Genomic DNA, 25,350 nt, shown 5'->3' with positions numbered 1-25,350 from the left:
AGGGCATGATCACGCGCGAGGAGTGCGCGGCGCTGGACGCCGTCGACCCGCTGGCGGAGTTCCGCAAGGAGTTCACCCTGCCGGACGGGGTGATCTACCTGGACGGCAACTCGCTCGGCGCGCTGCCGGCCCGCACCCCCGAGCGGGTGCGGCAGCTGGTCGAGGAGGAGTGGGGCCAGGCGCTGATCCGCAGCTGGAACGACGCCGGCTGGTTCGAGCAGCCGTACCGGCTGGGCCGGCGGATCGCGCCGCTGATCGGGGCCGGGGCGGACGAGGTGGTCGTCTGCGACACCACCTCGGTGAACCTGTTCAAGGTGCTGTCGGCGGCGCTGCGGCTGCGCCCGGGCCGGCACACCGTGCTGGGTGACGGCGAGGCCTTCCCGACCGACCTCTACATCGCCGAGGGCGTCACCGGCCTGGTCGAGGGCGCGCGCAGCGTGCTGATCCGGCCGGAGGAGCTGGACGCGCACCTGGACGGCGACGTCGCCGCGGTCGTCCTCTCGCACGTGGACTACCGCACCGGCGAGCTGCTGGACCTGCCCGGCATCACCGCCCGGGTGCAGGCCGCGGGCGCGCTGATGATCTGGGACGTCTGCCACTCGGTGGGCGCGCTGCCGGTCGAACTCGGCGCCGCCGGCGCGGACTTCGCGATCGGCTGCACCTACAAGTACCTGAACGGCGGCCCCGGTTCGCCGGCCTTCCTGTACGTCGCCGAGCGGCACCTGGCGGCCGGCCCGTTGCAGCCGCTGAGCGGCTGGTTCGGGCACGCCCGCCCGTTCGCCTTCGAGCCCGGCTACGAGCCGAAGCCGGGCATCGGACGGTTCCTGACCAGCTCGCCCTCGCTGCTGGGCCAGGCCGCGCTGGGCGCCAGCCTGGACGTCTGGGAGCGCGCCGACCTGACCGCCGTCCGCGCCAAGAGCCTGGCGCTGACCGACCTGTTCATCTCCCTGGTCGAGGGCCTGGACGGGATCGAGGTGGCGACCCCGCGCGAGCACGCCCGGCGGGGCAGCCAGGTCGCGCTGCGGCACGCCGACGGCTACCCGGTGGTGCAGGCACTGATCGAGCGCGGGGTGATCGGGGACTTCCGCGCGCCGGACCTGATGCGCTTCGGCTTCACCCCGCTCTACCTGTCCCACACCGATGTCTGGGAAGCGGCACGGCAGTTGGCCGAGGTGCTGGAGAGCGGCGAGTGGCGGGCGGAGCGCTTCTCCCGCCGGGGCGAGGTGACCTGACAGCCTCCGAGAATCGGGGCGGCGGTCGTGACGAAGGTCATGTCCGACTGACGTTCGATGCTCACCACCGCGGGAAGCCTCCCCGTTGACTGCTCGTCAGCCGCACCGGGGAGGTCAGCATGAACATCGAACTCGGACCGCTCAAGCCCGAACCGGCCATGCTGGCCCTCGGCCTGGCGCTCTACTTCCTGATGCTGTGGACGCTCGGCCGGGGCGCCTTCCCGCGCATCGAGCGGTTGCGGGCCGAGCGGCGGGACGCGACCGAGGGCCGCGCCGAACGGGCCGAGGCGGTCCGCGCCGAGGCCGAGGCCGTCCAGGACGCCGGGCGGCGGGAGCTCGCGGCCGCCCGGCACGAGGCGGCCCGGATCCGGCAGGAGTACGCCGAGCGGGGCGCGGCGGCCATCGCCCGGGCCCGGGCCGAGGGCGCCCGGGAGCGGGACGAGCTGCTCGCCGCCATGCGCGCCCTGATCGCCGCCGAACGGGCCGAGGCCGCCGCCCGACTCCGCCGGGACGTCGGCAAGCTGGCCGTCACCCTGGCCGGCCGGGTGGTCGGCGAGCCGGTGCACTCCGTCGCCGCCGACCGCCGCACGGTGGATCGTTTCCTCAGCGAGCACTGAGCCACCGCGGACCCAGCACACGAGGCAGGCCGCCCGGGTCGATTCGACCCGGGCGGCCTGCGTCGTTGCGCTCAGGGCGCCGGTCAGTCGTTGCGCTCAGCGCCGGTCAGCTGTGGCGGCCGCGGCGGCGGGCGACCAGGACGGCGAGACCGCCGAGGCCGAGCAGGCCGACACCGGCCAGGCCGAGGACCACCGGGGCGTTGCCCGAGCCGGTGGAGGGCAGTTCACCGCCGCCACCGTGGTGGTGGCTGGTGGACGGGTGACCGGTCGGGTGGTGGCTGGTCGGCTCGTGGCTGGTCGGAGCCGGGCCCGAGGTCGAGGAGCTCGGCGAGGGCGAGGCCGAGCTGCTGGTGGGGTGCGGCGTCGGGGTGTGGCTCGTCGGGTGCGGCGTTGGAGTGTGGCTGGTCGGCCGGGGCGAGGTCGGGGTCGGCTTGGGGGAGGTCGGGGTCGGCGACGGGGAGTTGGACGGCGAGGGCGAGGAGGAGGTCGGCGACGGGCTCGGCGAGGTCCGGCAGTCCGGCAGGTCCCCGTCGAACGGGTAGCTGTGGATCTCGTAGCCGCCGGTGCCGGTGTGGATCAGGTTGCCCGCCAGGTAGACCCGGCCGTTCATGCCGGGCTGGGCGACGGTCGTGGTGCCGCCCGGGTTGCCGGCCATGACCGAGCCCTGGAACTGGGCGCTGCCGAGGATCTGGGCCGTGGTCGCGGTGGGGAAGTTCCACATCAGCCTGGAGCGCATCTCGGTGGTCGGGTCCCCCGCGAGCCCGGTGCCGGTGTAGGTGTTGATGATCGGGTTGTCGCCGAGCATGTTCACCACCACCGTGGCGCCCGCCGGGATGCCGGTGAAGACCAGGCCGATCGTCCGGGTGGCCGAGCCGAGGTCCTGGGTGACGTTGAAGACCTGCCGCGCGCTGGTGCCGTCACCGGCGAAGGTGGCCTCACTGCGGGTGACGGTGACCCTGCCGGTCGCGGTGGCCCGGCCTGCGCAGGCGGAGGCCTCCTCGATCTGGGTGAGCACCGTCTCGTAGGGCGCGGCGGCGTCCGGATCCTTGAGCGCCTGGCCGGTGGGGTCGATGTTGACGGTGCCGGAGAGCGTCCCGGCGTAGCGGAGGTTGCCGAAGGCCGGGCCCTTGGAGTCGCTGCTGCCGATCAGGATCTGGTTGCCGCTCCGCACGCCGACGCTGCCGCCGACCGTGACGAAGTCGCTGCCGTTCGGCGGCGGGACCCGTGAACCGACGCCGACCACGCCCATGTTGTAGACGCCGCCCTGGCTCTTGTCGACGGTCAGGTCCCCCAGCGCGACGATCTTGCCCTCGGCCTCCGCCGCGCGGCCGTTCACGGTGTAGTTCCCGCCGGTGAACACGTTGATGGTGGAGTCCCGGCCGCCGAAGTCGCCGTTGTGCGGCGGCGGCCAGGTCGACGGACAGGCGGGCCCGGTGCAGGCGCCCAGCGGCGGGGCCAGCGACGCGGCCGAACCGGCCGTCAGCACGACGGCCAGCGGCAGTGCGGCGACGGCGGTCGCCACCGCGACCTGGACGGCCCGGCGCCCGTGGCCGGCCCGCGGCCCCCGCACCGCGGTCGTTCTGTGATCCGGCGTACCGGTGCCCTGACCCATCGACACATCCTCCGCGCATGGAAGAGGCAGGCATCCGCGACCTGCCGTACTCGGTGTTGTTGTCTGGCAATCCCATGAAGGCGCGACATCCAACCCCAAATCGGGCGATTCACACCCTATTGACCCTCGGACATGATCCGAAGATCAGCTGAACGGCGGTCCGGGCCGTCGACCTGCCCCGAACCTCCGGGCGGCGACCCGGCTAGGTTGGGGGCATGACCACCGAGCCCCAGGACCGGCCCGCGCCGCTCGTCGCCGTCGCCTCCTCCGACGCCGTGCTGAAGCACCCCGAGGCGGGCGAGCACCTGCTCACCGCCGTCGAGCGCGAGCGCGCCGGGCGCTTCCGGCACGAGTCCGGGCGGATCGACTTCACCGCCGGGCACGTACTGGTCCGGCTCTGCGCCGCCCGGCTGCTCGGGGTCCCGGCCGCCGAACTCGTCCTCGCCCAGCACTGCCCGGACTGCGGGCTCGCCGACCACGGCAAGCCGTACCTGCCGGACCACCCCGGGGTGCACGTGAGCCTGTCGCACACCCGGGGCGTGGTCGCGGCGGGCGCCGGACACCAGCCGGTCGGCGTGGACGTCGAGCTGGCCGCGCGCGGCGGCTCGCTGCGCGCGGTCGCCCGCCGAGTGCTCACCCCGGCCGAGCTGGCCCTGGTCGAGGCGGCCCCGGAGCCGGACCTGGCGTTCCTGCGGCAGTGGGTGCGCAAGGAGTCGCTGATCAAGATCGGCCGGGCGACGCTCGACACCCTGGCCACCGTCGACCTCTCCGCGCTGCCGCTGGAGGTGCCGCCCGGTGCCCCGACCCGCGGCCGCTTCGAGGACCTGCACCTGCTCGACTGGACGGACCCGGCGCACGGCGCGGCCGTGGCGGCGGTCAGCACCGCCGCACCGCAGGTGGTGGAGCTGGCGTAGGCCGGCCGCGGGGGCCGGTCACGTGCGCCCACCCGAGCGGCGGGCCGGCGGATAAGCGGTGTTAGCGTGCCTGATCGCGGGTGCGCCGGAACCGGACGCTCCGCCGTACCAGCTCCCACCGCCGGATTAAGGGTGTCCCCGCCATGGCCAAGTTCCTGCTGAGCCTGCACGTCCTCGCGTCGGTCCTGTTCATAGGCCCGGTCGCGGTCGCCGTCAGCATGTTCCCGCGCCGGGCCAAGGCCGCACTGGCAGGCGGACCGGACCAGGCCTCGGACGCCGGCGTGCTGCGGATCCTGCACCGGATCACCCAGGTCTACGCGCTGCTGGGGGTCGCCGTGCCGGTCCTCGGCATCGGCCTGGCGCAGGTGATGGACGTGATCGGGCAGTCCTGGCTGATCGTCTCGATGGTGCTCACCGGCATCGCCGCGCTCTCGCTGCTGCTCTTCGTGCTGCCGGGGCAGCAGGCCGCGGTGGACGCGCTCGCCCTCGACGCCGGGGACGAGCAGCACACCAAGGCCGTCCAGGGGCTGCGGCTGCTGCCCATGACGGCCGGGGTGTTCAACCTGCTGTGGGCGGTGGTCGTGGTGCTGATGGTCATCCGGCCGGGGTCGAGCACCGGCGTCTGAGACGCCCACTGCCGGGCGCGGGCCCCGGTCCAGTACCGTCCTGAACCATGACGATCATGGCGGGGATGGGAAGCACGGCGGGGACCGGGGTCGGCGTGCTGCTGCGCGGCTGGCGGGAACGGCGCCAGCTCAGCCAGCTGCAACTGGCCCTGCAAGCCGACTCCTCGGCCCGGCACATCAGCTTCATCGAGAACGGCCGGGCCCGCCCGAGCCAGGAGATGGTGCTGCGGCTCGCCGAGCAACTGGACGTCCCGGTGCGCGAGCGCAACACCCTGCTGCTGGCGGCCGGCTACGCCCCGCACTACCCCGAGACGCCGCTGGACGACCCGTCCATGGCCGCGCTGCGCGGCGGCATGGAACGCCTGCTCGCCGCCCACGACCCGTACCCGGCGCTGGTCGTCGACGGGGCCTTCCGGGTGCTGGCGGCCAACCGCTCACTCGGGCTGATCCTCACCGGGGTCACCCCGGAGCTGCTGCAACCGCCGCTCAACGCGATGCGGATCACCCTGCACCCGGACGGACTGGCCCCGCGCATCGTCAACTTCCGGCAGTGGCGCGGGCACCTGCTGGAACGGATGGAGCGCCAGATCGAGCTGGTCCGCTCGGAGCCGCTGCGGCAGCTGTACGAGGAGGTCCGCGGCTACCCCGAGCCGGCCGGCGGCACGGCCTCGGACGGGGAGCGGGCGGAGGCCACCGAGCTGTTCCCGTTCGCGCTGCCGCTGCGGATCCGGCACGAGGGGCGGGTACTGTCCTTCCTCTCCACCATCGCGACCTTCAACACCCCGCTGGACGTGACCGTCTCCGAGCTGGCCATGGAGACCTTCCTCCCGGCCGACTCGGGGACGGTGGAGTTCCTGCAGTCCGCGGTGGGGTCGGAGCGGTAGCACGTCAGGACCGGTCGTCTGTCAGGACCGTTCGCGCGTCAGGACCGGTCCGCGCGGCGCTGGGCGGTGAACTGAAGGCCCACGAACAGGGCCACCACCGCGGCCTGCAACGGGATCCAGACGAACCCGGCGCCGGTCGGCTCGAACCACAGCTCCATGGCCACCAGGCTGAGCACCACCCAGGCCGCGTTGAGGTCGATCACCGTCCGCACCGCGAGCCGCGGCGGCTGCCGACGGGCCGCCAGCACGCCGACCGCGAGGGCGTAGACGGTGAGGAAGGCGCCGAGGTCCAGCAGGGTGGCCCGGCCGATGCCGAGCAGGTCGCCGATCGGACCGGCGAAGGCCAGGTAGGACAGGCCGTTGCCACCGGTGACCAGGGCATCCAGGGCGAGCACGCCGCGCACGCTCCGCAGCGAGAGGACGGAGGCGGTGGGGCGGGCGGGCGTGAGGGTGTTCGCGGACATGGCGGATCAGCCTCCTGAGGGGGGTTCGGATCCCGGTGGCCGTGGCGCCGACCGGATGCCTCCACCCTGCCGGGCCGTCCGGCAGGCGTCGATTACCCCGGAGGTCATGCTGCCTTCCGGGCCTCCGCGTTCAGGGCTTCGGCGTTCAGGCTTCGGCGTTCAGGCCCTCGGCGGGCGGGCGCCGGCGCCGGGGCGGCGCAGCGGGACGCCCGCCCGTTTCACCGCGCGGGCGGTGATCGTGGTCTCCGCGCGGGTGACCCCGAGCGGGCCGAGGGTGTCGGTCAGGAAGCGGTACAGCCCGCCGTGGTCCGCGCAGAACACCACGGCCAGCAGGTTGTGCGGGCCGCTGGTGGCGAACACCCCGTGCACCAGCGGGTGCCCGGCCAGCGCCGTACCGACCTCGGCGAGTCGGCCGGGCGGCACGTCCAGCCAGAGGTTGGCGTCCACGGCCATGCCGAGCAGCTGCGGGTCGACGGTCGCGTGGGTGCGCAGCTGCCCGGCCTCGTCGAGCCGGTGCAGCCGGCGGCGAACGGTCGACTCGGGGGCGCCGACCGCCGCGGCGAGGGCAGCGTGGGACTGCCGGGCGTTCTCGGACAGCCGGGCCAGCAGCGCGCGGTCGAGCCCGTCCAGCGGTGGGGGCGCGGCCGGGCGGGGCACGTGCGGCCGGGCGAGCGCCGCAGCCTCCGGCGCGCTCAGGTAACCGGCCTGCCACTGCCCGGCGTCGGCGAAGGCGTGCAGCACGGCGTGGGTGGTGGTCTCGGTGACGGCGGCAGTCGCGGGCAGCTGTCCGTAGAGCAGGCGGTCACGGGCCCCGGCGTCGCTCAGCATGACGGCGCCGACCTCGTGGCCGCCGAGCATCACGTCGACGAACGGCACGTCGGGGCGGTCGGCCAGCGCCTGCGCGATGGCGTCCACCGCGCCGCGCAGCACCCGGACCCGCAACAGGAGGGCGCCGACGGCGCTGTCCTCGACGTCGGGCAGCCGCACCACCCGCAGCACCCCGGCCTGCTGCATGCGGGCCAGGCGGCGGGTGACGGTCCGGGCGGACACGCCCAGCACCTCGGCGATCCGGCCGGGCTCGGCCCGTCCGTCCACCTGGAGGGCGCAGACCAGGCGGCGGTCCAGGGTGTCCAGCACGGTGTCCGGATCAGCGGTGGAGAGGTCCATGGTGTCCGATCTCCGTCGTTCTCGCGGCATTGAGCGTCTTCTTCGGCAGCCCTGACGGTACTCCTTGTCCTCGGCGGCCGGGTGGTCCGGCCGCGGCGAGCACGAGGGAGTACGGCGATGAAGACGGCGACGGAGCTGTGGACGCTGGCGGACGGTGTGACCGCGGCGGTGCGCGAGGTCGGGGCGAAGCTGGCGGCCCGACGACCCGTCGATCCCACCCCGGCGCCGACCCTGGCGGAGGCGATGGCGCGCTTCGCGGAGGTGGACGACCCCGCCGCCGCCGAGCTGCGGGAGCGGCTGGGCGCACTGCGCCCGCAGGCCGGGTGGGTGCCGGAGGAGCTGGACGGCTCGGTGCCCGCCGAGGGCGAGTGGTGGCTGTGCGACGCCACCGACGGCGCGGTGCAGTACCTGCTCGGGCACCCGCACTGGGCGGTCACCGCGACCCTGGTCCGGGACGGCGTGGCGGTGCTGGCCGTGGTGCACGCCCCGGAAGCGGCCGGCGGCCGGACCTACCGGGCGGTGCTGGGCGGCGGGGCGCGGCTGGACGACCGCCCGGTGGCGCCGCTGCCGCGCGAGCTAGCGGCGACCGTCGCCGGGACCAGCCAGCCGCCGTTCGTCGCCGCCGACCCGGTGGCGCTGCGCCGGGCCGGCGAGTCGCTGTCGGCGCTGGCCGGCGCGGTGCTGGCGGTGCGCAACCTCGGCCCGACCTCGTTGCAGCTGGCCCAGGTCGGCTCCGGGCACCTGGGGCTGTTCTGGGAGTACGGCCGGGACGCGGGCAACCTGCTGCCCGGCGCGCTGATCGCGAGCGAGGCGGGCGCGACGGTGACGGACGCCACCGGGGCGGCCTGGACGGCCGGCTCCGACAGCCTCCTCGCCGCCGCGCCCGGGCTGCACGCGGACGCGCTGGCGGTGCTGCGCGCGGTGCGGTGATCAGCCGGTCATACCGAGGCCGACCACGCCGGGGTCGGTCACGCCGGGGTCGGTCACGCCGAGCCCGCCGAGCCCGCCGCGTCCAGCCCGAAGAGCGCCGCCGCGTTGTCGTGGCAGACGGCGCGCAGCCACTCCTCCCCCAGGCCCAGCCCGGCCAGCGCCTCCAGCTGGTGGACGTACCGGTACGGGATGTTGGGGAAGTCGCTGCCGAGCAGCACGCGATCCTGGAGGCCGCGCAGGCGCGGGAGTTCGGCGCGCGGGAACGGCACGTCGGCCTCGACGAAGTCGGTGAACGCCATGGTGGTGTCCAACCGCACGGCGGGGTGGCGTTCGGCGAGGTCGAGGAAGTCGCGGTACTCGGGCATGCCGAGGTGGGCGACCACCAGGACCAGGCCGGGGTGCCGGTCCAGCACCTCGCCGATCGGGCCGGGGCCGGTGAACTTGCCCGGCACCGGCCCCGATCCGCAGTGGGTGACCACCGGGGTGCCGCTCTCGGCGAGCAGCCCCCAGACCTCGTCCAGCCGGCGGTCCGTCGGGTCGTAGCCGCCGACCTGGAGGTGCGCCTTGAACACCCGGGCGCCGTCCTCGATCGCCCGCGCCACGTACCCGGGCGCGCCGGGCTCGGGGAAGAAGGTCGCGGTGTGCAGGCCGTCCGGGGTGCGGGCGGCGAAGTCGGCGGCCCAGGCGTTCAACCAGCCGGCCATGCCCGGCTTGTGCGGGTAGAGCATCGCGGTGAACGCCCGGACGCCGAAGTCCCGCAGCCGCTGGACGCGTTCGGCCTCGGCCTCGCGGTAGGTGATCGGCCACGGGCGGTTCACCAGCGGCCCGGCCGCGTCGAAGTAGGCCCACACCTTGTCGAGGACGTTCTTCGGCATGAAGTGGGTGTGCACGTCCACCAGGCCGGGCAGTCCGAGGGCCTGCCAGAAGGCGCGGACCTCCGCTGCCTCGCTCATGACCTCCTGAGCCTCGCTCATGCCGGCACCGGGCGGGCGCGCTCGATGATCTCCGTCGGGTCCGGACCGGGCGGCAGGGTGCCGAACGCGGCGCCGTGGTCCCGGCCGAGGCGGGTGGCGCAGAAGGCGTCGGCCACCTCCGGGCTGCCGTACCGGACCAGCAGCGAGCCCTGGAAGGCCAGCGCCATCGACTCGACCAGCCGGCGCGTGCGGTACTCCAGGTCGGTGAGGTCGGTGAGCTCCTTGCGCAGGGCGGCGACGGCCGCGTCCAGCCGGCGGTCCGCCCCGGCGGCGGCGTCGAGTTCGCCGAGGAAGGCCTCGACCGTCTCCGGGCGCTTGGCCATGGCGCGCAGTGCGTCCAGGGCGGCGACGTTGCCGGAGCCCTCCCAGATCGACACCAGTGGCGCCTCCCGGTAGAGCCGGGGCATCCCGGACTCCTCGACGTAGCCGTTGCCGCCCAGGCACTCCAGCGCCTCGGCGGCGTGTGCCGGCCCTCGCTTGCAGACCCAGTACTTGGCCACCGCCAGGCCCAACCGCCGTACCAGCGCCTCGGTTTCGTCCCCGGCCAGGGCGAGGTCGGTGGCCTGGGCCAGCCGCATCGCCACCACGGTGGCCGCCTCGGACTCGACCACCAGGTCGGCGAGCACGTTGCGCATCAGCGGCTGGTCGACCAGCGCCTTGCCGAACGCCCGCCGGTGCAGGGCGTGGTGGACCGCCCGGGTGGCGCCGTAGCGCATGCCGGAGGCGCCGCCGATGGTGCAGTCCAGGCGCGTCATGTTGACCATCTCGATGATGGTCGGCACCCCGCGCCCCTCCTCGCCGATCAGCCAGCCGACCGCGCCGTCGTACTCCAACTCGGCCGAGGCGTTGGACTTGTTGCCGAGCTTGTCCTTGAGCCGCATCAGCCGGAGGCGGTTGCGGGTGCCGTCGGGGAGGATCCGCGGCAGCATGAAGCAGCTGAGCCCGCCCGGCGCCTGAGCCAGCGTCAGGAACAGGTCGGACATCGGCGCCGAGGTGAACCATTTGTGCCCGGTGAGCCGGTAGGTGCCGTCGGCGTGCGGGACGGCAGTGGTGGTGTTGGTGCGGACGTCCGAGCCGCCCTGCTTCTCGGTCATCGACATGCCGGCGATCAGCCCGCGCTTGGTGCGCGGCTCGCGCAGCCCGAAGTCGTACTCGGTCGAGGCCAGCAGCGGCTCCAACTCGGCCGCCAGGGAGGGGTTCGCGCGCAGGGCGGGGACGGCGGCGTAGGTCATCGAGACCGGGCAGGTGTGACCGGCCTCGACCTGGCCCCAGACGAAGAACTTGGCGGCGCGCGCCGAGTGGGCGCCGGGCCGGTCGTCCCGCCAGGGCGCGGCGTGCAGGCCGTGCGCGACGGCGGTGCGCATCAGCTCGTGCCAGTACGGGTGGAACTCGACCTCGTCGACGCGGTGGCCGAAGCGGTCGTGGGTGCGCAGCACCGGCGGGTTCTCGTTGGCCAGCCGACCCCACTCGGCGGCCTGTTCGGAGCCGGCCAGGCGGCCGAGTTCGTGCAGTTCGGGCTCGGCCCAGCCGGCGCCGGCCCGGTGCAGGGCGGCGAGCAGGGTGGGGTCGGCGGCGGTGTCGTGTCCGTACGGCAGGGGCACCTGGTTGGTGACCTCATGCGTCGCTGTCATCGCGTCCTCCCAGGGCACGCAGGGTGAAGGAGACCAGGGCGGGGACCACCGCCGTGGTGGTGTCGCTGGTGGTGCTGTCGCTGGTGGTGCTGCCGCGTTCGGGCGCGGCGGGTGCGGGAGCTCCGGATGCGGGAGCTCCGGGCGCGGGAGCTCCGGGCGCGGCGGCGAGCGGGCCGGCCAGCGCCTCGCCGACCGCGCCGACCAGCGCGGCCGCGGTCAACACCGCGTCCTGCTGCGGGAGTTCGCCGCTCGCCACGGCGGCGGTGATCTCGGTGGCGATGACGTCCCGGAACGCCCGCCGGAACACCAGGCGTTCGGTGTCCACCACCGCGTCGGCCGGCTCGACCAGCAGCGCGTACGCCAGCCGGGGCGCGCGCAGGGCGCGGGTGGCGAAGGTCTCGACGACGGCGGCGATCCGCTCCCGCGGGGTCCCGCGCAGGGCGACGGCCGCGTTGACCGCCGCCATCTCGCGGGTGACCACCCGGCGGAACAACTGCACCGACAGCTCGGCCTTGTTGGCGAAGTGCTGGTAGAGACTGCCGGTGGCGATCCCGGCGCGGTCCGCCACCGCGGCCATCGTGCAGCCGCCGTAACCGCGTTCGGCGAGCAGCCCGACGGCCGCCTGTAGCACCGCCTCGCGCTGGGCGTCCAGGCGGGCTTGGACGGCGGGCGTGCGTCGGTAGGCCATGGAAGCATTGAAGCACTGATTCACTGCTTCGGGGAGGGGTTCGACGGGGAGTGGCTCGGCGGAGAGGGATTCGGCGGGGAGGGCTCGGCAGGAAGGGCTCGGCGGGCACGAAACGGGCCACCCGCCGGACTCGGTCCGGCGGGTGGCCCTGTCAGCGGTACGGGTGCCCGCGTCCGCTACAGCGGGTTGCGCTCCAGCTTCTGGCCCTCCTCGTCGAGCGGACCGAACGGCGGGATCTGGTACGGCGTCTTGGCGAGCGAGCGCGCGGTGTCCTGGTCGGCCGCCAGGCCGGCCCACTCCAGCACCTTGGCGGTCGCCTCCGCCGACTCCTCGGCCGGCAGCTTCTCGATCTTGGAGCCGTGGTTGCCGCCCGCCACGGTGTAGACGTAGCTGTCCTCGCTGCCCCGGCCGAGCTCGAACGGCTTGGCGCCCCACGGGTCGTTGCCGCCGTAGACGAACATCATCCGCTCGGCGTGGTGCTTCACCCAGCGGTCGATGTCCCGCATCGCGTTCTTGTTGAAGGTCATCGGGATGTCCTTCGGCACGTACGAGCGCGGCGCGTACAACTCCTTGTAGTCGTAGTGCAGCAGGTCCTTCAGGTAGGAGACGTCGAAGTAGGGCGCGCCCAGCTCCGTCCCGGCCTGGTAGTAGTACGCGGTGTACTTGGCCAGTGACTGGTCGCTGTTGCCGGTGATGCCGGACTGCGCGTCGAACCACGCGTACAGCTCGTCGTCGGTCGCGGTGGCCGCCGCCGGGACCTTGGCGCAGTCCGCCTCGGTGCTGTACTGCCAGAACGCCCAGACCACGTCGAGCACGCCCGCCTCGTACGCCCGGTCGGTGGTGCCCAGCGTGCCGAAGGTGGAGCCGGCCGCCTTGTTGTCGGCCACGTAGCGGGTCTCCAGGCGGTCGCGGCGGACCAGCAGCTCACGCTGGGCGGCGTTGAGCGCGGCCCGGCACTCGGGGGTGCCGACGTTCTGGAAGAAGTCGGTGTAGGCCGCGTAGTCCTCGACGTCGGTGTTGTTCGGCGCGACGTAGGCGACCGTGCCCGCCATGTCGTCCGGGTAGAACCGGCGGTAGTAGGTGGAGGACATGCCGCCCTTGCTGGCGCCGGTGGACAGCCACTCACGCTGGTAGATCCGCTTGAGCGCGGTCACCAGCGCGTGCGAGTCGGCGGCCTGCTCGCGGATGCCCGCCTTGGTCCAGTCCGCCGGGTCGGGGCGCGAGGGGGTGAAGAAGCGGTACTCGATGGAGACCTGGTTGCCGTCGACCAGCCGGGTCGGCTCGGTGCGCGAGGGGTTGGTGCCCAGCGTGTAGCCGTTGGTGTAGAAGACGGTCGGCCGGTCGGTGCCCCGGTGCAGGACGCTGAACCGCTGCTGGAAGGTGCCCAGCCAGGGGCGGAAGTGGTCGATCGGCTGGGTGTAGGTGAACAGGAAGTAGCGGTGGCCGGTGGTGGTGGGCTTCTCCTCGGTGAAGGTCACCCCCGGGATCGCCGTCAGCCGGGCCTTGATGTCGGCGTTCGGGTCGTCGGCGACGCTGCGGCCCTGGGCCGCCCCGGCCCCCTGGGCGACCTCGGCCCCCTGCGCGCCGGTGGCCAGCGCCGGGGTCGCCAGACCGCCGATCGCCAGCAGCGGTATCAACAGGACGGAAACCAGCAGCCTTCTCACTGTGGTGGTCATCAACTCTCCATCGGGTCAACGGACATGACAGCTGCCTTGTCGGCACAACTCTGCGGTGCGGGTGGTGCGGCGGCCGCCCGGTAGACGGCCGAATGGGCCACCCGCCGGTCGCGGGTGGCCCATCGGGGAAAGGTGCTGGTCAGTGGGGTCGCTCCGGTTCCGTCCGGCCCGGCCTCACGGGCGGGGCAGGGCGCAGCCGGACCGGGTCAGGTCGAGCTTGTTGCCGGCGGCGAAGCAGGCCGGGATGCCGTAGGTCTCCTGGGCGTAGCCGATGCCCTGGTGCACCGTCACCGTGCCGTTCTGGTCGACCTCGCACGGGTTGTCCAGGGTGCAGGACTCGCCGCTCTCGTTGATCGTGTTGTTGACGGCCACCACCTGGCCGGTCGAGGCGTCGACCACCGGCGAGCCCGAGGTGCCGCCGATGATGTCGCAGCCGGAGGTGTAGCGGACCGAGTCCTTGAAGGTCCAGTCGGCCTCGTGCAGCCGGTAGGCGAAGCCGTCGATCGAGCAGGAGTAGATCTTCTTCCAGTACCCGGAGACGACCTTGATCGAGGTGCCCTGCACCGGGTGGCTCGCGGAGATGGTCAGCGGGGCGATCCCGTACCGAGACTGGATCGCGGAGTAGGTGGTGTTCAACTGGTAGATCGACACGTCGGTGTCGGTCATGGCGCCGTAGACCACCTTGCTCGCGCGCAGGGTGCCGAGTCGGCTGCCGCTGGAGCTGAGCAGGGTGAAGGTGCGGCTGGAGGGCTGGTTGACGACCACCTGACCGGGGCCGGGCATACCGGACTCCAGGCAGTGGCCGTTGGAGAGGATGAGCGCCGGGTCGGTCGCGGCCGAGCCGGGCATCCGGACCAGCGAGCCGGAGCAGTTGCTGAGCGCCACCGTCCCGGCGAAGTTGACGGCGGCAAGGGGCGCGGCGGCCTGGTGGTCGGCGACTGCGGGGGCCTGGACGGTGGAGGCCTGGGCCGTGGGGGCGGCGGCCTGGGCCGGGAGGGCTCCGGTCAGGGCAGTGGCCCCGGCGACCAGGAGCGTGGCGAGCATGCCTATGAGCGGCTTCTTCATGAGAGACCTCTCGGTGTGGGGGTCCACCAAAGCTGTCGCGGACATGACCCACTGTCAAGAGTCCCGCCACGCCGAGGAGGTCACTCGGGACACATTGGCGCGTTCCCGGTCGCCGGCGCCGGCGACCGGGGGTGCCGAGCCCCGCGGCCGGGGTACCGGGTGCCGGGGCGCTGTGGTCAACCCCCTTGCCAGTGCCGCCGACCGAGGCTGATCAGCCGCAGTTGCAGCCGCGCGGTCGCGGCGATCCGCGGCTCCCGGTCCGGGTCGGTCTCCTGCGCCTCCAGGAAGGCGGCCGCCGTCGAGACCATGTGGTCCACGTACAACTCGGCGAGCATCCGCAGGTCCTCCTCGCTCCAGCCCCGCGAGACCGGCTGGAGCGCCAGCGCCGCGCCCACCTCGGCGGCGAAGCGGCCGAGTTCGGCGTCGATCGCCTCGCGCACCTGCCGCACCCCGCCGTGCCGCTCGCGCGCCAGGAAGCGCACGTGCGGCCGGTGCTCGCGGACGTGCCGCTCGATCACGTCCACCGCGCGGTCGATCAGCTCCTCGGCACCACCCGCCCCGGCGAGCACCGAACGGATCATGACGTGCAGGCTCGCCAGCGACTCCTCGACCAGCGCCACGCCCAGCGCGGCGAGGTCGGGGAAGTGCCGGTAGAAGGCGGCCGGCGAGAGCCCGGCCTCCCGGGTGACCTCGCGGACGCCGAGACTCGCCAGGTTCTGGTCGGCCAACAGGTGCAGACCCGCGTCCAGCAACGCCCGCCGACTCTGCTGCTTCTGGGCCTGTCTGGCCCCAACGGTGTGACTCACGCCATTCAGTAAACAAGTGTTTGCCGAACTTCGCCACCCGGCGTACAGTGGGACCGAAGTCAGTGAACACTTGTCAACCGAAATGGTCGACACCGCCACCACAGCCGGAGGGGCCAGCCGTGATCCTGTTCTCCGCCCTGGTCGCCATGGGCGTCCTCATCGGCGCCGCCGCCCACACCTCGCTCCCGGTCTTCCTCACCGCCTCCGCCGCCATCACCGCCTGGCTGCTCGCCTTCGGCGCCCGCGAGGGCCTCGCCCGCCTGCGGCAGCGCTGACCCCGGCCCGACACCAGAGAGGGATCGCCACCGCCATGAACACCACCATCGACACCGCCATGGACACCCGCGTGAGCACCCCCGCGGGTACCCGCCAGAAGGCCACCGACGCCGACAACCTGGCCGTCGCCTCCTTCCTCCTCGGCCTCCCCGGGCTGCTGCTCTTCAACATCGCCCTGGGACCGCTCGCCATCACCCTCGCCACCCTGGCCCTCGTCCGCGGCACCCGCCGACGCGGCCGCGCCGTCCTCGGCCTGCTCCTCGGCATCGCCTCGCTGGCGATCCTCGCCGCCACCACCGTCTCCTCCCACGGCACGCTCTGGCAGTTCGGCGGCTGAGCATCCGCCGGCCGGGCGCCCGGCCACCGAACCGACCTTTCGAACGACTGATCGCGTCAACCCGCCCCGCGCGACCGGTCCGCCCCGTACTGTGGCGACTACGGCCGGGTGACCACAGGGGGCAGGAGTGACTACCGAGTACCGCAGCGACGCCGCACAGCCGGAGCCCACCGGGGCGGGTGGCCGCCTGCTCGCCGTGAGCGATCTGCACATCTCCTACCAGGAGAACCGCGACCTGGTGGAGAAGATCCAGCCGACCGGCCCCGAGGACTGGCTGATCGTCGCCGGGGACGTCGCCGAGCACTCCGGCAGCATCGAGTGGGCACTGGGCCTGCTCGCCGAACGCTTCGCCCGCGTGATCTGGGCACCCGGCAACCACGAGCTGTGGACCCACCCCGAGGACCCGGTGACGCTCCGCGGCGTCGCCCGCTACGACCACCTCGTGGAACTCTGCCGGAACCTCGGCGTGGTGACACCCGAGGACCCGTACCCGCTCTGGCAGGGCGCCGGCGGACCGGCCCTGGTCGCCCCGCTCTTCCTCCTCTACGACTACTCCTTCCGCGCCCCCGGCACGACCACCAAGGAGGAGTCCCTGGCGGCCGCCTACGAGAGCGGCGTGGTCTGCGCGGACGAACGGATGCTCCACCCGGACCCGTTCCCGGACCGCGACTCCTGGTGCCGCGAGCGCGTCCGGCTCACCGAGCAGCGCCTGGCGGCCTGCGACCCAAACCTGCCGCTGGTCCTGGTCAACCACTACCCGCTGGTCCGGCACCCCACCGAGATCCTCTGGTACCCCGAGTTCGCCCAGTGGTGCGGCACCGAACTGACGGCCGACTGGCACCGCCGCTTCAACACCGCGGCGATGATCTACGGCCACCTGCACATCCCCCGGAAGACCAGCTACGACGGCGTCCGCTTCGAGGAGGTCTCACTCGGCTACCCGCGCGAGTGGCGCAAGCGCGGACTGCCCGACCCGCTGCTGCGGGAGGTCTTCCCACAGGCGTAGGTCCCGGCGGCCACGTCGGCTGCCGTGCCGCCTCGCTGACCGCCGCAAGCTCGTCCTCGATCCCAGGAACGATCAAGGGCCAGTTCGTGAGGATCGCTCCTCCGAACTGGCCCTTCTCGTCTGTGGGCGCGGACGGTTTCGAACCGCCGACATCTGCTTTGTAAGAGCAGCGCTCTACCACTGAGCTACGCGCCCCCCGTCGCGGCCCGGTGGGGGTACGACGAGTGCCTAGGGTACCTGGTCCCGGGGGGTGGTGGGGTGCGGGTGGGGGGAGGGGGCGGGGGAAGGGGAGGTGGGTGGGGGTGCCGGGGGTGGGGGGTGATCGGGAAGAATGGGGGGCGGATTCAGCGGGTCGGAGCAGGGAGCGCGCAGTGACGGTGGCCGGCGGGAGCGGGCGGGGGTGGCGTCGGGCGGGGAGTGCGCTGGCCGACGCGCTGGTGTTGCCGGTGGTGCTGGCGGGTGCGCTGGGGGCGGTCGGGCTGGCGTCGGCGGGGAGCGGCGGCTGGTGGGGGCGGCGCAGCGGGGAGGGTGTGCGGGCGGACGCCAAGGCGGCCCGGGACGCGGCGCAGGAGGCCTTCTACGAGCTGGACTCGACGCAGCGCGAGGTGCAGCTGGCGGTGGAGACGGTCCGGGCGGCCGAGGACGAGGCGACGGCGCAGCGTGCACTGGCGGACCTGGCGGCGATCTCCGGCCGGGTGGACCAGGTGACCGTGAACTACCTCGGCGCGCTGGACGCGTACAACCTGGACGACGAGGCCCTGGACGCCGGTTCGGCGGCGCAGGCCCGGCGCCGGCTGGAGGACGTGAAGGGTCAGCTCGGCTCGGCCCGCGCCGAGCTGAACGACTTCCTGCGCCGGTTGCAGCCGACCCTCCAGCACGCCGAGCAGCAGCTGATGCGGGTCACCCCGGCGGTCGAGCAGGCGAAGCGGGCGCTGCTCGCCGCGAGCAACGCGCTGGACGAGGTGCGCGGCGCCGGGCTGCGGGCGGACGAGCTGGCGGCCCGGCTGGCCGAGCTGGCGCCGGAGCTGGGCCGGCTGAACGAGGGCCCGGCGCGGCACGGGGTGGCGCCGACCCTGCAACGGGCCGAGGACGTGCGGCGCCGGGCGGAGGCGATCGCGGCGGACGCCGGGCAGCTGCCGGAGCGGGCGCGGGAGATCGACCGCCGGGTGGCGAGCCTGCGGACCCGGATCCAGGCGCTGGAGACCAAGGCGGCGACGGTCCAGCCGGCGCTGAGCGAGCTGCGCCGGCGGTTCAGCACGGCCTGCTGGCAGGACCTCCAGCGGGTCGAGGAGCAGGTGGCGGAGACCGGGCGCGCGGCGGAGCGCAAGCTCGCGGAGGCGGCGCGGGCCCGGGACGAGCAGCGCTGGGCGGACGCGACGAGCGCGATCGGCACCGTGCGCGCCCTGCTGGACACGGCGGACGGCTCGGTGGTCGCGGTGAACGACCGGCTGCGGCAGCTGAACGAGGTGCAGCACGACCCGAACCGGGAGGTCGAGCGGGCCCGCTTCGCGCTGCGCGACGCCCAGCGGCTGGCGATGGCCGGCCGCAGCGCGCCGGACCCCCGGCACGCCGCGCCGCTGGACGAGGCGGTGGCCCGGCTGGACCGGGCGGTGGCCACCCTGGAGGCGGCCGGCCGGCACCCCGACTACTGGCACTTCCTGACCGAGCTGGCGGGCGTGCGGGAGACGGCGGCGCGGGTGATCGAGCTGATCCGCGGCGACCTGGGCGGCGGCCACCGGTAGGGCACGACGGTAAGCGCACGGCGGTGGGAGCAGAGCGGTAGGGCACGGCGGTAAGAGCACAGCCGTAGGGCCTACCGCTGTGCCGCCTGGGTACCCTGCCGGTATGCCACGCTACGACTTCCGCTGCCGCTCCTGCGGCGCCACCTTCGAGCTCCGCCGCCCGATGTCCCAGGCCGGCGACCCCGCCGTCTGCCCGCAGGGCCACGAGGACACCGTGAAGCTGCTGTCCGCCGTCGCCGTCACCGGTGCCGCCTCCGCCGGCGCGCCGCGGCAGGCCCCCGCCTCCGGTGGCGGGGGCGGCTGCTGCGGCGGCGGGTGCTGCGGCTAGAGCTCTCCGGTCAATACAGCTAGAACGCCGCAGGGCTGACGGCCGGGGCCGGGGCCTCGCCCCGTACCCGGGCCAGGAAGCGCCGGACGATCTCCTCCCCCGCCGCCACCCCCACCTCGTCGAGGGCGGTGACGCCGGGGGCCGTCCAGCCGCGGTCGGCGAGTTCGCCGTGCCCGGGCCGCCAGCCGGCGTCGGCGGCGAGCAGCAGGTCGGCGTCGAGCAGCGAGTCGCCGGCCGCGAGCACGGTGGTCGCGCCGGAGCGGCGGACGGCTTCGGCGAGGGCGGCGCTCTTGCTGAGCGGCGCCGGGACGGCGTAGACCTTGCGGCCCTGGAGGGATACCGTCCAGCCGCGTTCGGCGCACCAGCCGGTCAGTTCGTCGATCCAGCCGTCCGGCAGCTCGGCGCGCTCGACGACCAGGTAGGCGAAGAGGTCGTCGGCGGTCTTGCGCTTGTGCGTCCACTCCGGGTCGGCGCACAGGGCGAGGTGCCGGACGATCTCGGCCAGCGGCGCGGAGGCGGCGGCGAGCCGGGCGGTGATCTCGGCGCGCCAGTCGGGGTCGGGCACGCCGTCGACGAGCAGCTGCCCGCCGTTGCTGCAGACCGCGTACGCGGGGACCCAACCAGGTGTCGGGCCGGGCAGGTTGATCCGCTCGTACTGGGCGAGGGTGCGGGTGGTCGCGGGGACGAGCCAGGCCTCGCGGGCGAGTTCGACGAGCAGCGCCGCGGCCTGTTCGGTCATGAACGAGAGCGCCTTGCCGTCGTGGACCTCGACGGAGAGCAGCCGCGGCGCGAGCCGGTCGGGGACGTCCAGGGCGAGCGCCCGGTTGGAGTAGATCAGGGTGCGGTCGAGGTCGCTCGCCACCAGGACGCCGGCTGCGGCTGCCGTGGCTGCCGCGCCGCGCGCGTCCGCGTGCATCGGGACCATCAGGACTCCTTCACCAGAACGGCCTTACCGGAGGCGCCGGTTGCGCCCCGGCTGTAACGGGGGTGGATCAGGCCGACGCACGAGTACGGCAGGCCTTCGACCTCCTCGACCTCGACGCCGCGCTGGGCGGCCAGCAGCCGGACGTGGTCCAGGTCGGCGCCGACGCCCCGGCGGGCGAGGACCCGCCAGGGGACGCGGCGCAGCAGTACCCGGGTGGTCTCGCCGACGCCGGGCTTCACCAGGTTGACGTTGTCGATGCCGTACCCGGCGCTGATCTCCTCGACCGCGGCCCAGCCGGCCCAGTCGGGTGCCCGGTCGCCGTCCGCGGCGAGCCGGTCGGCGGCGGCCGCGGCCTCGTCGCGGACGGCGGCGAAGTGGTCGGCGACGGTGTCGAGGAAGGCCGCGGAGGCGTCGCCGCCGCTCAGTTCGGTGTAGTGCTTGGCGCCGTGGAAGTCGTCCGGGCCGATCAGGTCGGCGCGCAGCACGGTGCGCGAAACCAGGCCGGACACCGTGGAGTTGAGGCAGGCGGAGGGGATCAGGAAGTCGTCGCGGGTGCCGTACGTCCGCACGCAGCGGCCGGGGTCGGCGAGGACGGCGAGGTCGGCGGAGAACGGCGTGCCGGCCAGGGCGTCGGCGAGTTCGCGGGTGATCGCGCCCTTGCCGGTCCAACCGTCGACGAACACCACGTCGGGGGCGTGGTGCCGGGCGGCCAGGTAGCGCAGCGCGACCGGGTCGATGCCCCGGCCGCGGACGATCGAGACCGCGTAGTGCGGGGCGTCCAGGCGGTGCGCGAAGGCGAGCCAGCGGCGGATCAGGATGCCGACGGGCGTGCCGGCCCGGGCGAGCGAGGCGAGCACCAGCCCGGGTCCGCGCTCGCGCAGCAGGGTCTCGGCGACGGTGCCGACGGCGAGGGCGATCCGGCGGGCGGAGACCCGCAGCGCCTGGTGGAACAGCTCCTGGTACTCGGGGCTGGGCTGGTACTCGACCGGCAGCGACTCGGCGTAGTGCGCGCCGCCGTTCTGGACGGCCTCCTCGCGCTCCTCGGTGGGGGCTTCGAGCGCCACGCCGGAGAGGTCCTTGAGCAGCCAGCCGACCTCGTCGGGGCGGTAGGAGGAGAACGCCGGACCACGCAACGGCTCGGGCAGCACGGGTTCCTCCGGCGCGGGCTCTCCCGGCAGCCCGGGCTCGGGCAGCACGGGTTCCTCCACCGGCAGAGCAGCGGGCCGGTGCGAGGGCAGGACGGCGAGCACCACCCGGTCGGTGACCTGCCGCAGCTGGGTCAGCAGCGCCCGCTCGCCCTCGTGCAGCGCGGGGGTGTCGGCGACGTCGTCGACGACCAGCACCACGGTGTCGAACCGGCGGGCCGGATCGTCACCCTGGGCGACGTTGTAGACGTAGCGCTCGCGCGGGGCTGCGTCCTGCGGGTCGTCGTGGGCCGGGAAGGCGATCCGGGTGCGGATGGCGTAGCCGGGGTCGTCGACGGCCAGGACCGGCGAGCGGGTGGTGGTGGAGAAACGCACCCGGTCGCCGCCGAGGTGCTCGGCGAGCGCGGCGGCCAGGCACAGCGGCGCGTACATCAGCTCCTCGAAGCCGAGCACCAGGACGCGTTCGGCCGTGGCCGGCAGCGCCCGGGCCAGCTGCTGCGCCAACCGGGGCAGGGCGGCGGCGAGTTCGGCGCGGTGTTCGCCGGTGAAGCCGTGCCGGCCGCCGTCCGGCAGTCCGGCGGGCCAGTCCAGGGCGGCCCGGACCAGCGGGGCGGGCGCGGCGGGCGGGAGCTGCGGGGCCGGGCCGGTCTCGGCGATCAGCTGTCGGGCGCGGTCCAGGATGTCGGCGGGCAGCCGGACGGCGCCGTCGGCGGTGGCCACCAGGTCGAGCCGGACGCCGAGTTCGGCGGCGGTCTCGTCGAGCCGGCGCCGGTCGACCGCGGAGCGCAGGTCGACCAGGGCGACGATCACGTAGTGGCTGCGGGGGTGGCCGGCGTGCAGGGCGCGGATGGTGTTGAGGACGGTCCGGCCGGTCGAGAACTCGTCGTCGACCAGTACCAGGGGGCCGCCCCCGGCGAGGAGTTCGGGGTCGGCGGGGAGCAGCAGGTGGCTGGTGGCGTGGGAGTGCTCCTCCTCGAAGCCGCCGACCGGGGCGACGCCGGGCACCGGGCGCCGGGTGGAGTGCAGGTACGGGGCGTCCAGGCCGTCGGCGACGCTGTGGCCGAGGGCGGTGGCGGTCTCCGCGTAGCCGAGGACGACGGCCCGGGCGGCGGCCTCGGGGCCGAGCAGCGTGCGGACCCGGCGGCCGAGGGCGTACCCGGCGTCGAGGACGACCGAGGGCCGCTGCGGGACGTGCTTGCCGAGCACGGTGGAGACCAGCAGGTGGGCGCGTCTGGGGTTCTCGCGCAGGGCCAGGCCGACCAGTTCGGGGAGGCGGTCCGAGCCGGTGAGGCCGATGCCGGTCCGGTCGGCGACCCAGCGGCCGGTCCACGTCTGCTGTGCTATCACTGCTGGCCCTGCCTTCGATGGTGGTGCGATGGTGCGTTCAGCCGATCAGTACGGTCAACGGATCGGCGCGTTCAACGGATCAGTACGGTCAACGGATCAGTGCGGTCAACGGATCGGTGCAGCGGGTTCGACGACAACAGCACCTCACCCGCACAGGCAGGCCGACAGCAGCTCCGCGAAGCTGACGTCCTCCCGGGCCACCCCGAACACCCACGCCCGCCGCAGCACCTGCTCCGCCCAGGCACGGTGCGGCCGGGCCTCGTTCATCTTGTTGGTGTAAGCCGAGCGCAGGACGCCCCCGCCGTCCTGCTCCTGCCGGAGGATGTCCCGGGCGTCGCAGTACTCCTCGTGCGTGACCACCGAGAGGGCGTGCACGGCGGGGACGTGGCTGGGGTGGATGCAGGTCTTGCCGAGCAGGCCGTTGGCCCGGTCGAGTTCGACCTCCCGGATCAGCCCGTCCAGGTCGTGCTCGATGATCCGCCGTCGGACCTCCTCCCCGGAGGCGACGGCCGTCCCGGCGGCCTCGGCGAACGGCGTGCGGCGCAGCTGCGGCTTGAACATCCGCTCCTGGACCGGGAAGTACTCCCAGACCGGCCCGGTGACGGTGTACCCGGTGCCGTCCGCCCGCCCGAGCACATTGACCACGTCGCCGATCACCGCCGCGACCAGCGCCACGTCGTAGGCGGTGAGGTCGGGCGAGCGGCGCAGGCCGTACGCGGAGCAGAGGTCGGTGACGCCGAGCCGGACGGCGAGGATCCGGTCCCGGTGCTCGGCGAGCAGCGCGGCGATGCCGAACAGCTGCTCGCGCCGGGTCTCCAGGTGGGCGAGCTCGGGGGACTCCAGGACGGGCATGGCGAACAGCCGCCGCCCGGTGGCGGCCTCGGCGGCGGCGAGGGCGGCCAGGTACGCGCCGCCGCTCTCCGCGGTGAACTTCGGCAGGACGAAGCCGCTGAGCAGCGCGGCGGCCGGGCCGAGCCGCCGCGCCAGGTCGACGATCTGGGAGGCCGCACGAACTCTGATGAAGAGGAGGGGGTGATCCTGTGTGCAGTCGGTGAAATCATTGACCAGGTCACCCAGCTGCTCGACCAGGTTCCGCTCGCCCGCGTCCACCTCGTGGTCGGCGATCGCGTCCTCCAGGCAGAGCACCATCGAGACCACGCCCCGACCAGCCTGTTTGCGGATGTCGGCGGCCAGCGCGGGCCTGGTGGCCGGGCTGTAGAGGGTGCCGCCGAGGGCGGTGGCGAGCACCGCCGGCTCGCTCTGCGCGGTGAACGGCCGCGGCTGTTCGAGGAAGAGCCGGCCGCGGACGTCGTCGGCGAGGTGGCCGAAATGGCGCAAGGTGCTCTCCTCAGGGGGTGGACGGCCTCCGGTGCACTCCGGGGCGTGCGGCGGCCCGGGCGGGGGCACCGCGGTCGAGCGGGGCGTAGCGGGACGACACCAGGGTTAACCGGTCCACCGGGCACGGTGGTTCCCGGTCATGCGCTGGTGAACCCCCTTCGCCGGACCCCCCGAGGGCGTTTCGACCGCCCCATCGTACGGACGGGATCCGGCCGTTCGCGGTTCCGGGTCCCGGAGTTCCCGGAACGTTACCGTCCATGTCACCGATCTCCGGCAGAACCGGTGGCAACCCCGGACAAGCGCAAGGATTGGCAAAGTCCGACACGGCCCCGACGGCTTCGGTCACGTTGTCCGAAGGGGTGGCGAACAGGCAGGATGGTCCGCTATGACGCACGTGATGGCCAAGGGCGCCAACATCGCACTGCCGGCGGCGGCGGTCCGCGCCGTGCTGCGCTGGAGCGCCGCGCCCGGTGCGCCGGACGTGGACGCGTCCGCGCTCATGCTCGGTGCCGACGGCAGGGTCCGTTCGGATGCCGACTTCGTCTTCTACAACCAGCCGCGGCACCCCTCCGGCCTGGTCCGCCACCTGCCCAAGCAGCAGACCTCCGGCGGCGCCGAGATCATCGACACGGTCGAGGTCGAACTGGCCAAGCTGCCCGCCGACGTGGACCGGGTGGTCCTGGCCGGCTCCTCCGAGGGCGGCAGCTTCCGCGCCGTGCCGGGGCTGCGCCTGCTGCTCTTCGACGCCGCGACCGGCGAGGGCGGGCCCGCGCTCGCCGAGTTCGCCATCGTCGACGCCGAGAACGTCACCGCGCTGGTCGCGGGCGAACTGTACCGACGGGCCGGGACCTGGAAGTTCCGCGCGATCGGCCAGGGCTACACCTCCGGCCTGATCGGTCTGGCCACCGACTTCGGCATCACCGTCGAGGACGAGGCGCAGGCCGCCCCGGAGCAGGCCCCGACACCCGCCCCCGTCGACCCGCGCAGCACCCCGCTGCCGGACCCGCGCCCGGCCGCCCGGCCTGAGCCGGGCACCTTCACCCTGGCCCCGGCCGTCCCGCAGCCGCAGGCCCAGCCCCACCAGCAGCCGCAGCCGCACGCCGCCGCGAACGGGCCGGCCACCCCGCCGCCGCCCACCGTGGCACCGACCACCGGCCAGACCGCGCCCCCGCCGCCGGTCTCACCGCCCACGGTGCCCCCGGTAGCGCCGCCGACCCCGCCCGGGCCCCCGGCCCAGCAGCCCGGCACCGGCTACGGCTACCCCCAGCAGCAGACCGGCGGGTACGGCTACCCGCCGCAGCAGCAGCCCGGTACCGGCTACGGCTACCCGCAGCCCGGACAGCCGTACCCGCAGCAGCACCAGCCCCAGCCGGGCACCGGTTACGGCTACCCGCAGCAGACCGCGCCGGTCCCGCCGCAGCAGCACCCCGGCAGCTACGGCTACCCGCACCCGGGCACCGGCCAGCAGCCGCCCGTCCCGCCGCCGGCCCAGCCGGTGCAGCCGGTGCAGCCCGGGCCGCCCACCGGCGAGGAGTTCGTCCTCCCGCCCCAGGGCCCGCAGTTCCAGCCCCGCTGAACCGCCAACCACCAACCACCAACCCGAAGACCCCGCCCACCCGG

The 25,350-nt window shown here is 74.0% G+C and carries 24 protein-coding genes, 1 tRNA gene and 1 pseudogene; 12 read left to right on the top strand and 14 right to left on the bottom strand.

From position 1 onward, the window contains the following. The first annotated feature begins 5 nt into the window (after positions 1–5). On the top strand, positions 6–1,232 hold the full coding sequence (gene kynU, locus ABTY15_RS20110; protein ID WP_350593208.1) for a kynureninase: 1,227 nt from the start codon (positions 6–8) through the stop codon (positions 1,230–1,232). Between the two features lie 119 nt (positions 1,233–1,351). Then, complete coding sequence (locus ABTY15_RS20105; protein ID WP_350593201.1) at positions 1,352–1,849, top strand: F0F1 ATP synthase subunit B family protein; 498 nt, start codon at positions 1,352–1,354, stop codon at positions 1,847–1,849. A 106-nt stretch (positions 1,850–1,955) separates the two neighbouring features. On the opposite strand, the gene ABTY15_RS20100 is transcribed toward ABTY15_RS20105, so the two are convergent. Next, positions 1,956–3,461 (bottom strand): choice-of-anchor A family protein, encoded by a 1,506-nt coding sequence (locus tag ABTY15_RS20100; RefSeq protein WP_350593196.1) that lies wholly within the window; start codon positions 3,459–3,461, stop codon positions 1,956–1,958. Positions 3,462–3,676: 215 nt separating this feature from the next. On the opposite strand from ABTY15_RS20100, the gene ABTY15_RS20095 reads away from it, so the two are divergent. The 3 genes from ABTY15_RS20095 (at position 3,677) to ABTY15_RS20085 (ending at position 5,885) form a co-directional block, all read left to right on the top strand. After that, positions 3,677–4,375 carry a 4'-phosphopantetheinyl transferase family protein gene (locus ABTY15_RS20095; RefSeq protein ID WP_350593192.1) on the top strand — a complete coding sequence of 233 codons (699 nt, stop codon included), beginning with the start codon at positions 3,677–3,679 and terminating at the stop codon, positions 4,373–4,375. A 143-nt stretch (positions 4,376–4,518) separates the two neighbouring features. Further along, the gene (locus tag ABTY15_RS20090) at positions 4,519–5,001 is read left to right on the top strand and encodes a DUF2269 family protein (RefSeq protein WP_350593184.1); all 483 of its coding nucleotides are present in this window, start codon (positions 4,519–4,521) and stop codon (positions 4,999–5,001) included. A 47-nt stretch (positions 5,002–5,048) separates the two neighbouring features. Next, positions 5,049–5,885: an MmyB family transcriptional regulator gene (locus ABTY15_RS20085; protein ID WP_350593179.1), complete on the top strand. Its 837-nt coding sequence runs from the start codon at positions 5,049–5,051 to the stop codon at positions 5,883–5,885. Positions 5,886–5,923: 38 nt separating this feature from the next. Here the strand turns inward: ABTY15_RS20085 and ABTY15_RS20080 are convergent, their stop codons facing one another. Together ABTY15_RS20080 and ABTY15_RS20075 are read right to left on the bottom strand one after the other, a co-directional pair. Beyond that, positions 5,924–6,349 carry a hypothetical protein gene (locus ABTY15_RS20080; protein ID WP_350593173.1) on the bottom strand — a complete coding sequence of 142 codons (426 nt, stop codon included), beginning with the start codon at positions 6,347–6,349 and terminating at the stop codon, positions 5,924–5,926. A 159-nt stretch (positions 6,350–6,508) separates the two neighbouring features. Next, positions 6,509–7,516: an Lrp/AsnC family transcriptional regulator gene (locus tag ABTY15_RS20075; protein WP_350593167.1), complete on the bottom strand. Its 1,008-nt coding sequence runs from the start codon at positions 7,514–7,516 to the stop codon at positions 6,509–6,511. A gap of 117 nt (positions 7,517–7,633) precedes the next feature. Here ABTY15_RS20075 and ABTY15_RS20070 point away from each other — a divergent pair, with 117 nt between their 5' ends. Further along, positions 7,634–8,446, top strand: a complete 813-nt coding sequence (locus tag ABTY15_RS20070; RefSeq protein WP_350593161.1) for an inositol monophosphatase family protein — start codon at positions 7,634–7,636, stop codon at positions 8,444–8,446. Positions 8,447–8,499: 53 nt separating this feature from the next. Here the strand turns inward: ABTY15_RS20070 and ABTY15_RS20065 are convergent, their stop codons facing one another. From ABTY15_RS20065 to ABTY15_RS20040, 7 genes and pseudogenes are all read right to left on the bottom strand, one after another. Next, positions 8,500–9,399 carry an amidohydrolase family protein gene (locus ABTY15_RS20065; protein WP_350593155.1) on the bottom strand — a complete coding sequence of 300 codons (900 nt, stop codon included), beginning with the start codon at positions 9,397–9,399 and terminating at the stop codon, positions 8,500–8,502. A gap of 17 nt (positions 9,400–9,416) precedes the next feature. Further along, positions 9,417–9,587 carry a hypothetical protein gene (locus ABTY15_RS39800; RefSeq protein ID WP_502893544.1) on the bottom strand — a complete coding sequence of 57 codons (171 nt, stop codon included), beginning with the start codon at positions 9,585–9,587 and terminating at the stop codon, positions 9,417–9,419. 168 nt (positions 9,588–9,755) lie between these two features. Further along, a pseudogene (locus ABTY15_RS20060) lies at positions 9,756–11,051 on the bottom strand (acyl-CoA dehydrogenase family protein); the annotation flags it as partial. Then, a complete protein-coding gene (locus tag ABTY15_RS20055) occupies positions 11,035–11,739 on the bottom strand; it encodes a TetR/AcrR family transcriptional regulator (RefSeq protein ID WP_350593146.1) in 705 nt (234 codons plus the stop codon). The gene ABTY15_RS20055 and the pseudogene ABTY15_RS20060, both read right to left, overlap by 17 nt. 176 nt (positions 11,740–11,915) lie before the next feature. Beyond that, positions 11,916–13,415 carry a S28 family serine protease gene (locus ABTY15_RS20050; RefSeq protein ID WP_350593138.1) on the bottom strand — a complete coding sequence of 500 codons (1,500 nt, stop codon included), beginning with the start codon at positions 13,413–13,415 and terminating at the stop codon, positions 11,916–11,918. Between the two features lie 174 nt (positions 13,416–13,589). Next, positions 13,590–14,480, bottom strand: coding sequence for a S1 family peptidase (locus tag ABTY15_RS20045; RefSeq protein WP_350593128.1), 891 nt, complete (start codon positions 14,478–14,480; stop codon positions 13,590–13,592). Between the two features lie 176 nt (positions 14,481–14,656). Continuing rightward, the gene (locus ABTY15_RS20040; RefSeq protein ID WP_350593121.1) at positions 14,657–15,286 is read right to left on the bottom strand and encodes a TetR family transcriptional regulator; all 630 of its coding nucleotides are present in this window, start codon (positions 15,284–15,286) and stop codon (positions 14,657–14,659) included. A 119-nt stretch (positions 15,287–15,405) separates the two neighbouring features. Here ABTY15_RS20040 and ABTY15_RS20035 point away from each other — a divergent pair, with 119 nt between their 5' ends. The 3 genes from ABTY15_RS20035 to ABTY15_RS20025 all read left to right on the top strand — a co-directional run bounded on the left by ABTY15_RS20035 (position 15,406) and on the right by ABTY15_RS20025 (position 16,905). Then, positions 15,406–15,561: a hypothetical protein gene (locus tag ABTY15_RS20035; protein ID WP_350593115.1), complete on the top strand. Its 156-nt coding sequence runs from the start codon at positions 15,406–15,408 to the stop codon at positions 15,559–15,561. 35 nt (positions 15,562–15,596) lie between these two features. Continuing rightward, the gene (locus ABTY15_RS20030; RefSeq protein ID WP_502893543.1) at positions 15,597–15,899 is read left to right on the top strand and encodes a DUF4190 domain-containing protein; all 303 of its coding nucleotides are present in this window, start codon (positions 15,597–15,599) and stop codon (positions 15,897–15,899) included. 127 nt (positions 15,900–16,026) lie between these two features. Next, positions 16,027–16,905 (top strand): metallophosphoesterase family protein, encoded by an 879-nt coding sequence (locus ABTY15_RS20025; protein ID WP_350593110.1) that lies wholly within the window; start codon positions 16,027–16,029, stop codon positions 16,903–16,905. Between the two features lie 123 nt (positions 16,906–17,028). Here ABTY15_RS20025 and ABTY15_RS20020 read toward each other — a convergent pair. Beyond that, positions 17,029–17,100, bottom strand: a tRNA-Val gene (locus ABTY15_RS20020). 176 nt (positions 17,101–17,276) lie between these two features. Here ABTY15_RS20020 and ABTY15_RS20015 point away from each other — a divergent pair. Together ABTY15_RS20015 and ABTY15_RS20010 are read left to right on the top strand one after the other, a co-directional pair. Beyond that, positions 17,277–18,647, top strand: coding sequence for a coiled-coil domain-containing protein (locus ABTY15_RS20015; RefSeq protein ID WP_350593103.1), 1,371 nt, complete (start codon positions 17,277–17,279; stop codon positions 18,645–18,647). Positions 18,648–18,750: 103 nt separating this feature from the next. Beyond that, positions 18,751–18,975: an FmdB family zinc ribbon protein gene (locus ABTY15_RS20010; protein ID WP_350593099.1), complete on the top strand. Its 225-nt coding sequence runs from the start codon at positions 18,751–18,753 to the stop codon at positions 18,973–18,975. 19 nt (positions 18,976–18,994) lie between these two features. On the opposite strand, the gene ABTY15_RS20005 is transcribed toward ABTY15_RS20010, so the two are convergent. The 3 genes from ABTY15_RS20005 to ABTY15_RS19995 all read right to left on the bottom strand — a co-directional run bounded on the left by ABTY15_RS20005 (position 18,995) and on the right by ABTY15_RS19995 (position 23,730). Beyond that, positions 18,995–19,900: an HAD family hydrolase gene (locus ABTY15_RS20005; protein WP_350593096.1), complete on the bottom strand. Its 906-nt coding sequence runs from the start codon at positions 19,898–19,900 to the stop codon at positions 18,995–18,997. Further along, the gene (locus ABTY15_RS20000; RefSeq protein ID WP_350593091.1) at positions 19,900–22,392 is read right to left on the bottom strand and encodes a phosphoribosyltransferase; all 2,493 of its coding nucleotides are present in this window, start codon (positions 22,390–22,392) and stop codon (positions 19,900–19,902) included. The genes ABTY15_RS20005 and ABTY15_RS20000 overlap by 1 nt, the downstream gene beginning before the upstream one ends. Positions 22,393–22,536: 144 nt before the next feature. Continuing rightward, entirely contained in the window at positions 22,537–23,730 is a 1,194-nt protein-coding gene (locus tag ABTY15_RS19995) for an HpcH/HpaI aldolase/citrate lyase family protein (protein WP_350593085.1), read from the bottom strand. Between the two features lie 385 nt (positions 23,731–24,115). On the opposite strand from ABTY15_RS19995, the gene ABTY15_RS19990 reads away from it, so the two are divergent. Next, complete coding sequence (locus tag ABTY15_RS19990) at positions 24,116–25,306, top strand: TerD family protein (protein ID WP_350593080.1); 1,191 nt, start codon at positions 24,116–24,118, stop codon at positions 25,304–25,306. Positions 25,307–25,350: the final 44 nt, after the last annotated feature.

Origin of the sequence: Kitasatospora sp. NPDC097643, assembly GCF_040302625.1 — a bacterium.
Taxonomy (GTDB): Bacteria; Actinomycetota; Actinomycetes; order Streptomycetales; family Streptomycetaceae; genus Kitasatospora.
This window is presented reverse-complemented; position numbering and strand designations above follow the sequence as displayed.

Coding starts and splice junctions, on each gene's coding strand:
- kynU (WP_350593208.1), top strand. CDS start 6: ATGATCACGCGCGAGGAGTGCGCGGCGCTGGACGCCGTCGACCCGCTG.
- ABTY15_RS20105 (WP_350593201.1), top strand. CDS start 1,352: ATGAACATCGAACTCGGACCGCTCAAGCCCGAACCGGCCATGCTGGCC.
- ABTY15_RS20100 (WP_350593196.1), bottom strand. CDS start 3,461: ATGGGTCAGGGCACCGGTACGCCGGATCACAGAACGACCGCGGTGCGG.
- ABTY15_RS20095 (WP_350593192.1), top strand. CDS start 3,677: ATGACCACCGAGCCCCAGGACCGGCCCGCGCCGCTCGTCGCCGTCGCC.
- ABTY15_RS20090 (WP_350593184.1), top strand. CDS start 4,519: ATGGCCAAGTTCCTGCTGAGCCTGCACGTCCTCGCGTCGGTCCTGTTC.
- ABTY15_RS20085 (WP_350593179.1), top strand. CDS start 5,049: ATGACGATCATGGCGGGGATGGGAAGCACGGCGGGGACCGGGGTCGGC.
- ABTY15_RS20080 (WP_350593173.1), bottom strand. CDS start 6,349: ATGTCCGCGAACACCCTCACGCCCGCCCGCCCCACCGCCTCCGTCCTC.
- ABTY15_RS20075 (WP_350593167.1), bottom strand. CDS start 7,516: ATGGACCTCTCCACCGCTGATCCGGACACCGTGCTGGACACCCTGGAC.
- ABTY15_RS20070 (WP_350593161.1), top strand. CDS start 7,634: ATGAAGACGGCGACGGAGCTGTGGACGCTGGCGGACGGTGTGACCGCG.
- ABTY15_RS20065 (WP_350593155.1), bottom strand. CDS start 9,399: ATGAGCGAGGCAGCGGAGGTCCGCGCCTTCTGGCAGGCCCTCGGACTG.
- ABTY15_RS39800 (WP_502893544.1), bottom strand. CDS start 9,587: ATGGCGCTGGCCTTCCAGGGCTCGCTGCTGGTCCGGTACGGCAGCCCG.
- ABTY15_RS20055 (WP_350593146.1), bottom strand. CDS start 11,739: ATGGCCTACCGACGCACGCCCGCCGTCCAAGCCCGCCTGGACGCCCAG.
- ABTY15_RS20050 (WP_350593138.1), bottom strand. CDS start 13,415: ATGACCACCACAGTGAGAAGGCTGCTGGTTTCCGTCCTGTTGATACCG.
- ABTY15_RS20045 (WP_350593128.1), bottom strand. CDS start 14,480: ATGAAGAAGCCGCTCATAGGCATGCTCGCCACGCTCCTGGTCGCCGGG.
- ABTY15_RS20030 (WP_502893543.1), top strand. CDS start 15,597: ATGAACACCACCATCGACACCGCCATGGACACCCGCGTGAGCACCCCC.
- ABTY15_RS20010 (WP_350593099.1), top strand. CDS start 18,751: ATGCCACGCTACGACTTCCGCTGCCGCTCCTGCGGCGCCACCTTCGAG.
- ABTY15_RS20005 (WP_350593096.1), bottom strand. CDS start 19,900: ATGGTCCCGATGCACGCGGACGCGCGCGGCGCGGCAGCCACGGCAGCC.
- ABTY15_RS19990 (WP_350593080.1), top strand. CDS start 24,116: ATGACGCACGTGATGGCCAAGGGCGCCAACATCGCACTGCCGGCGGCG.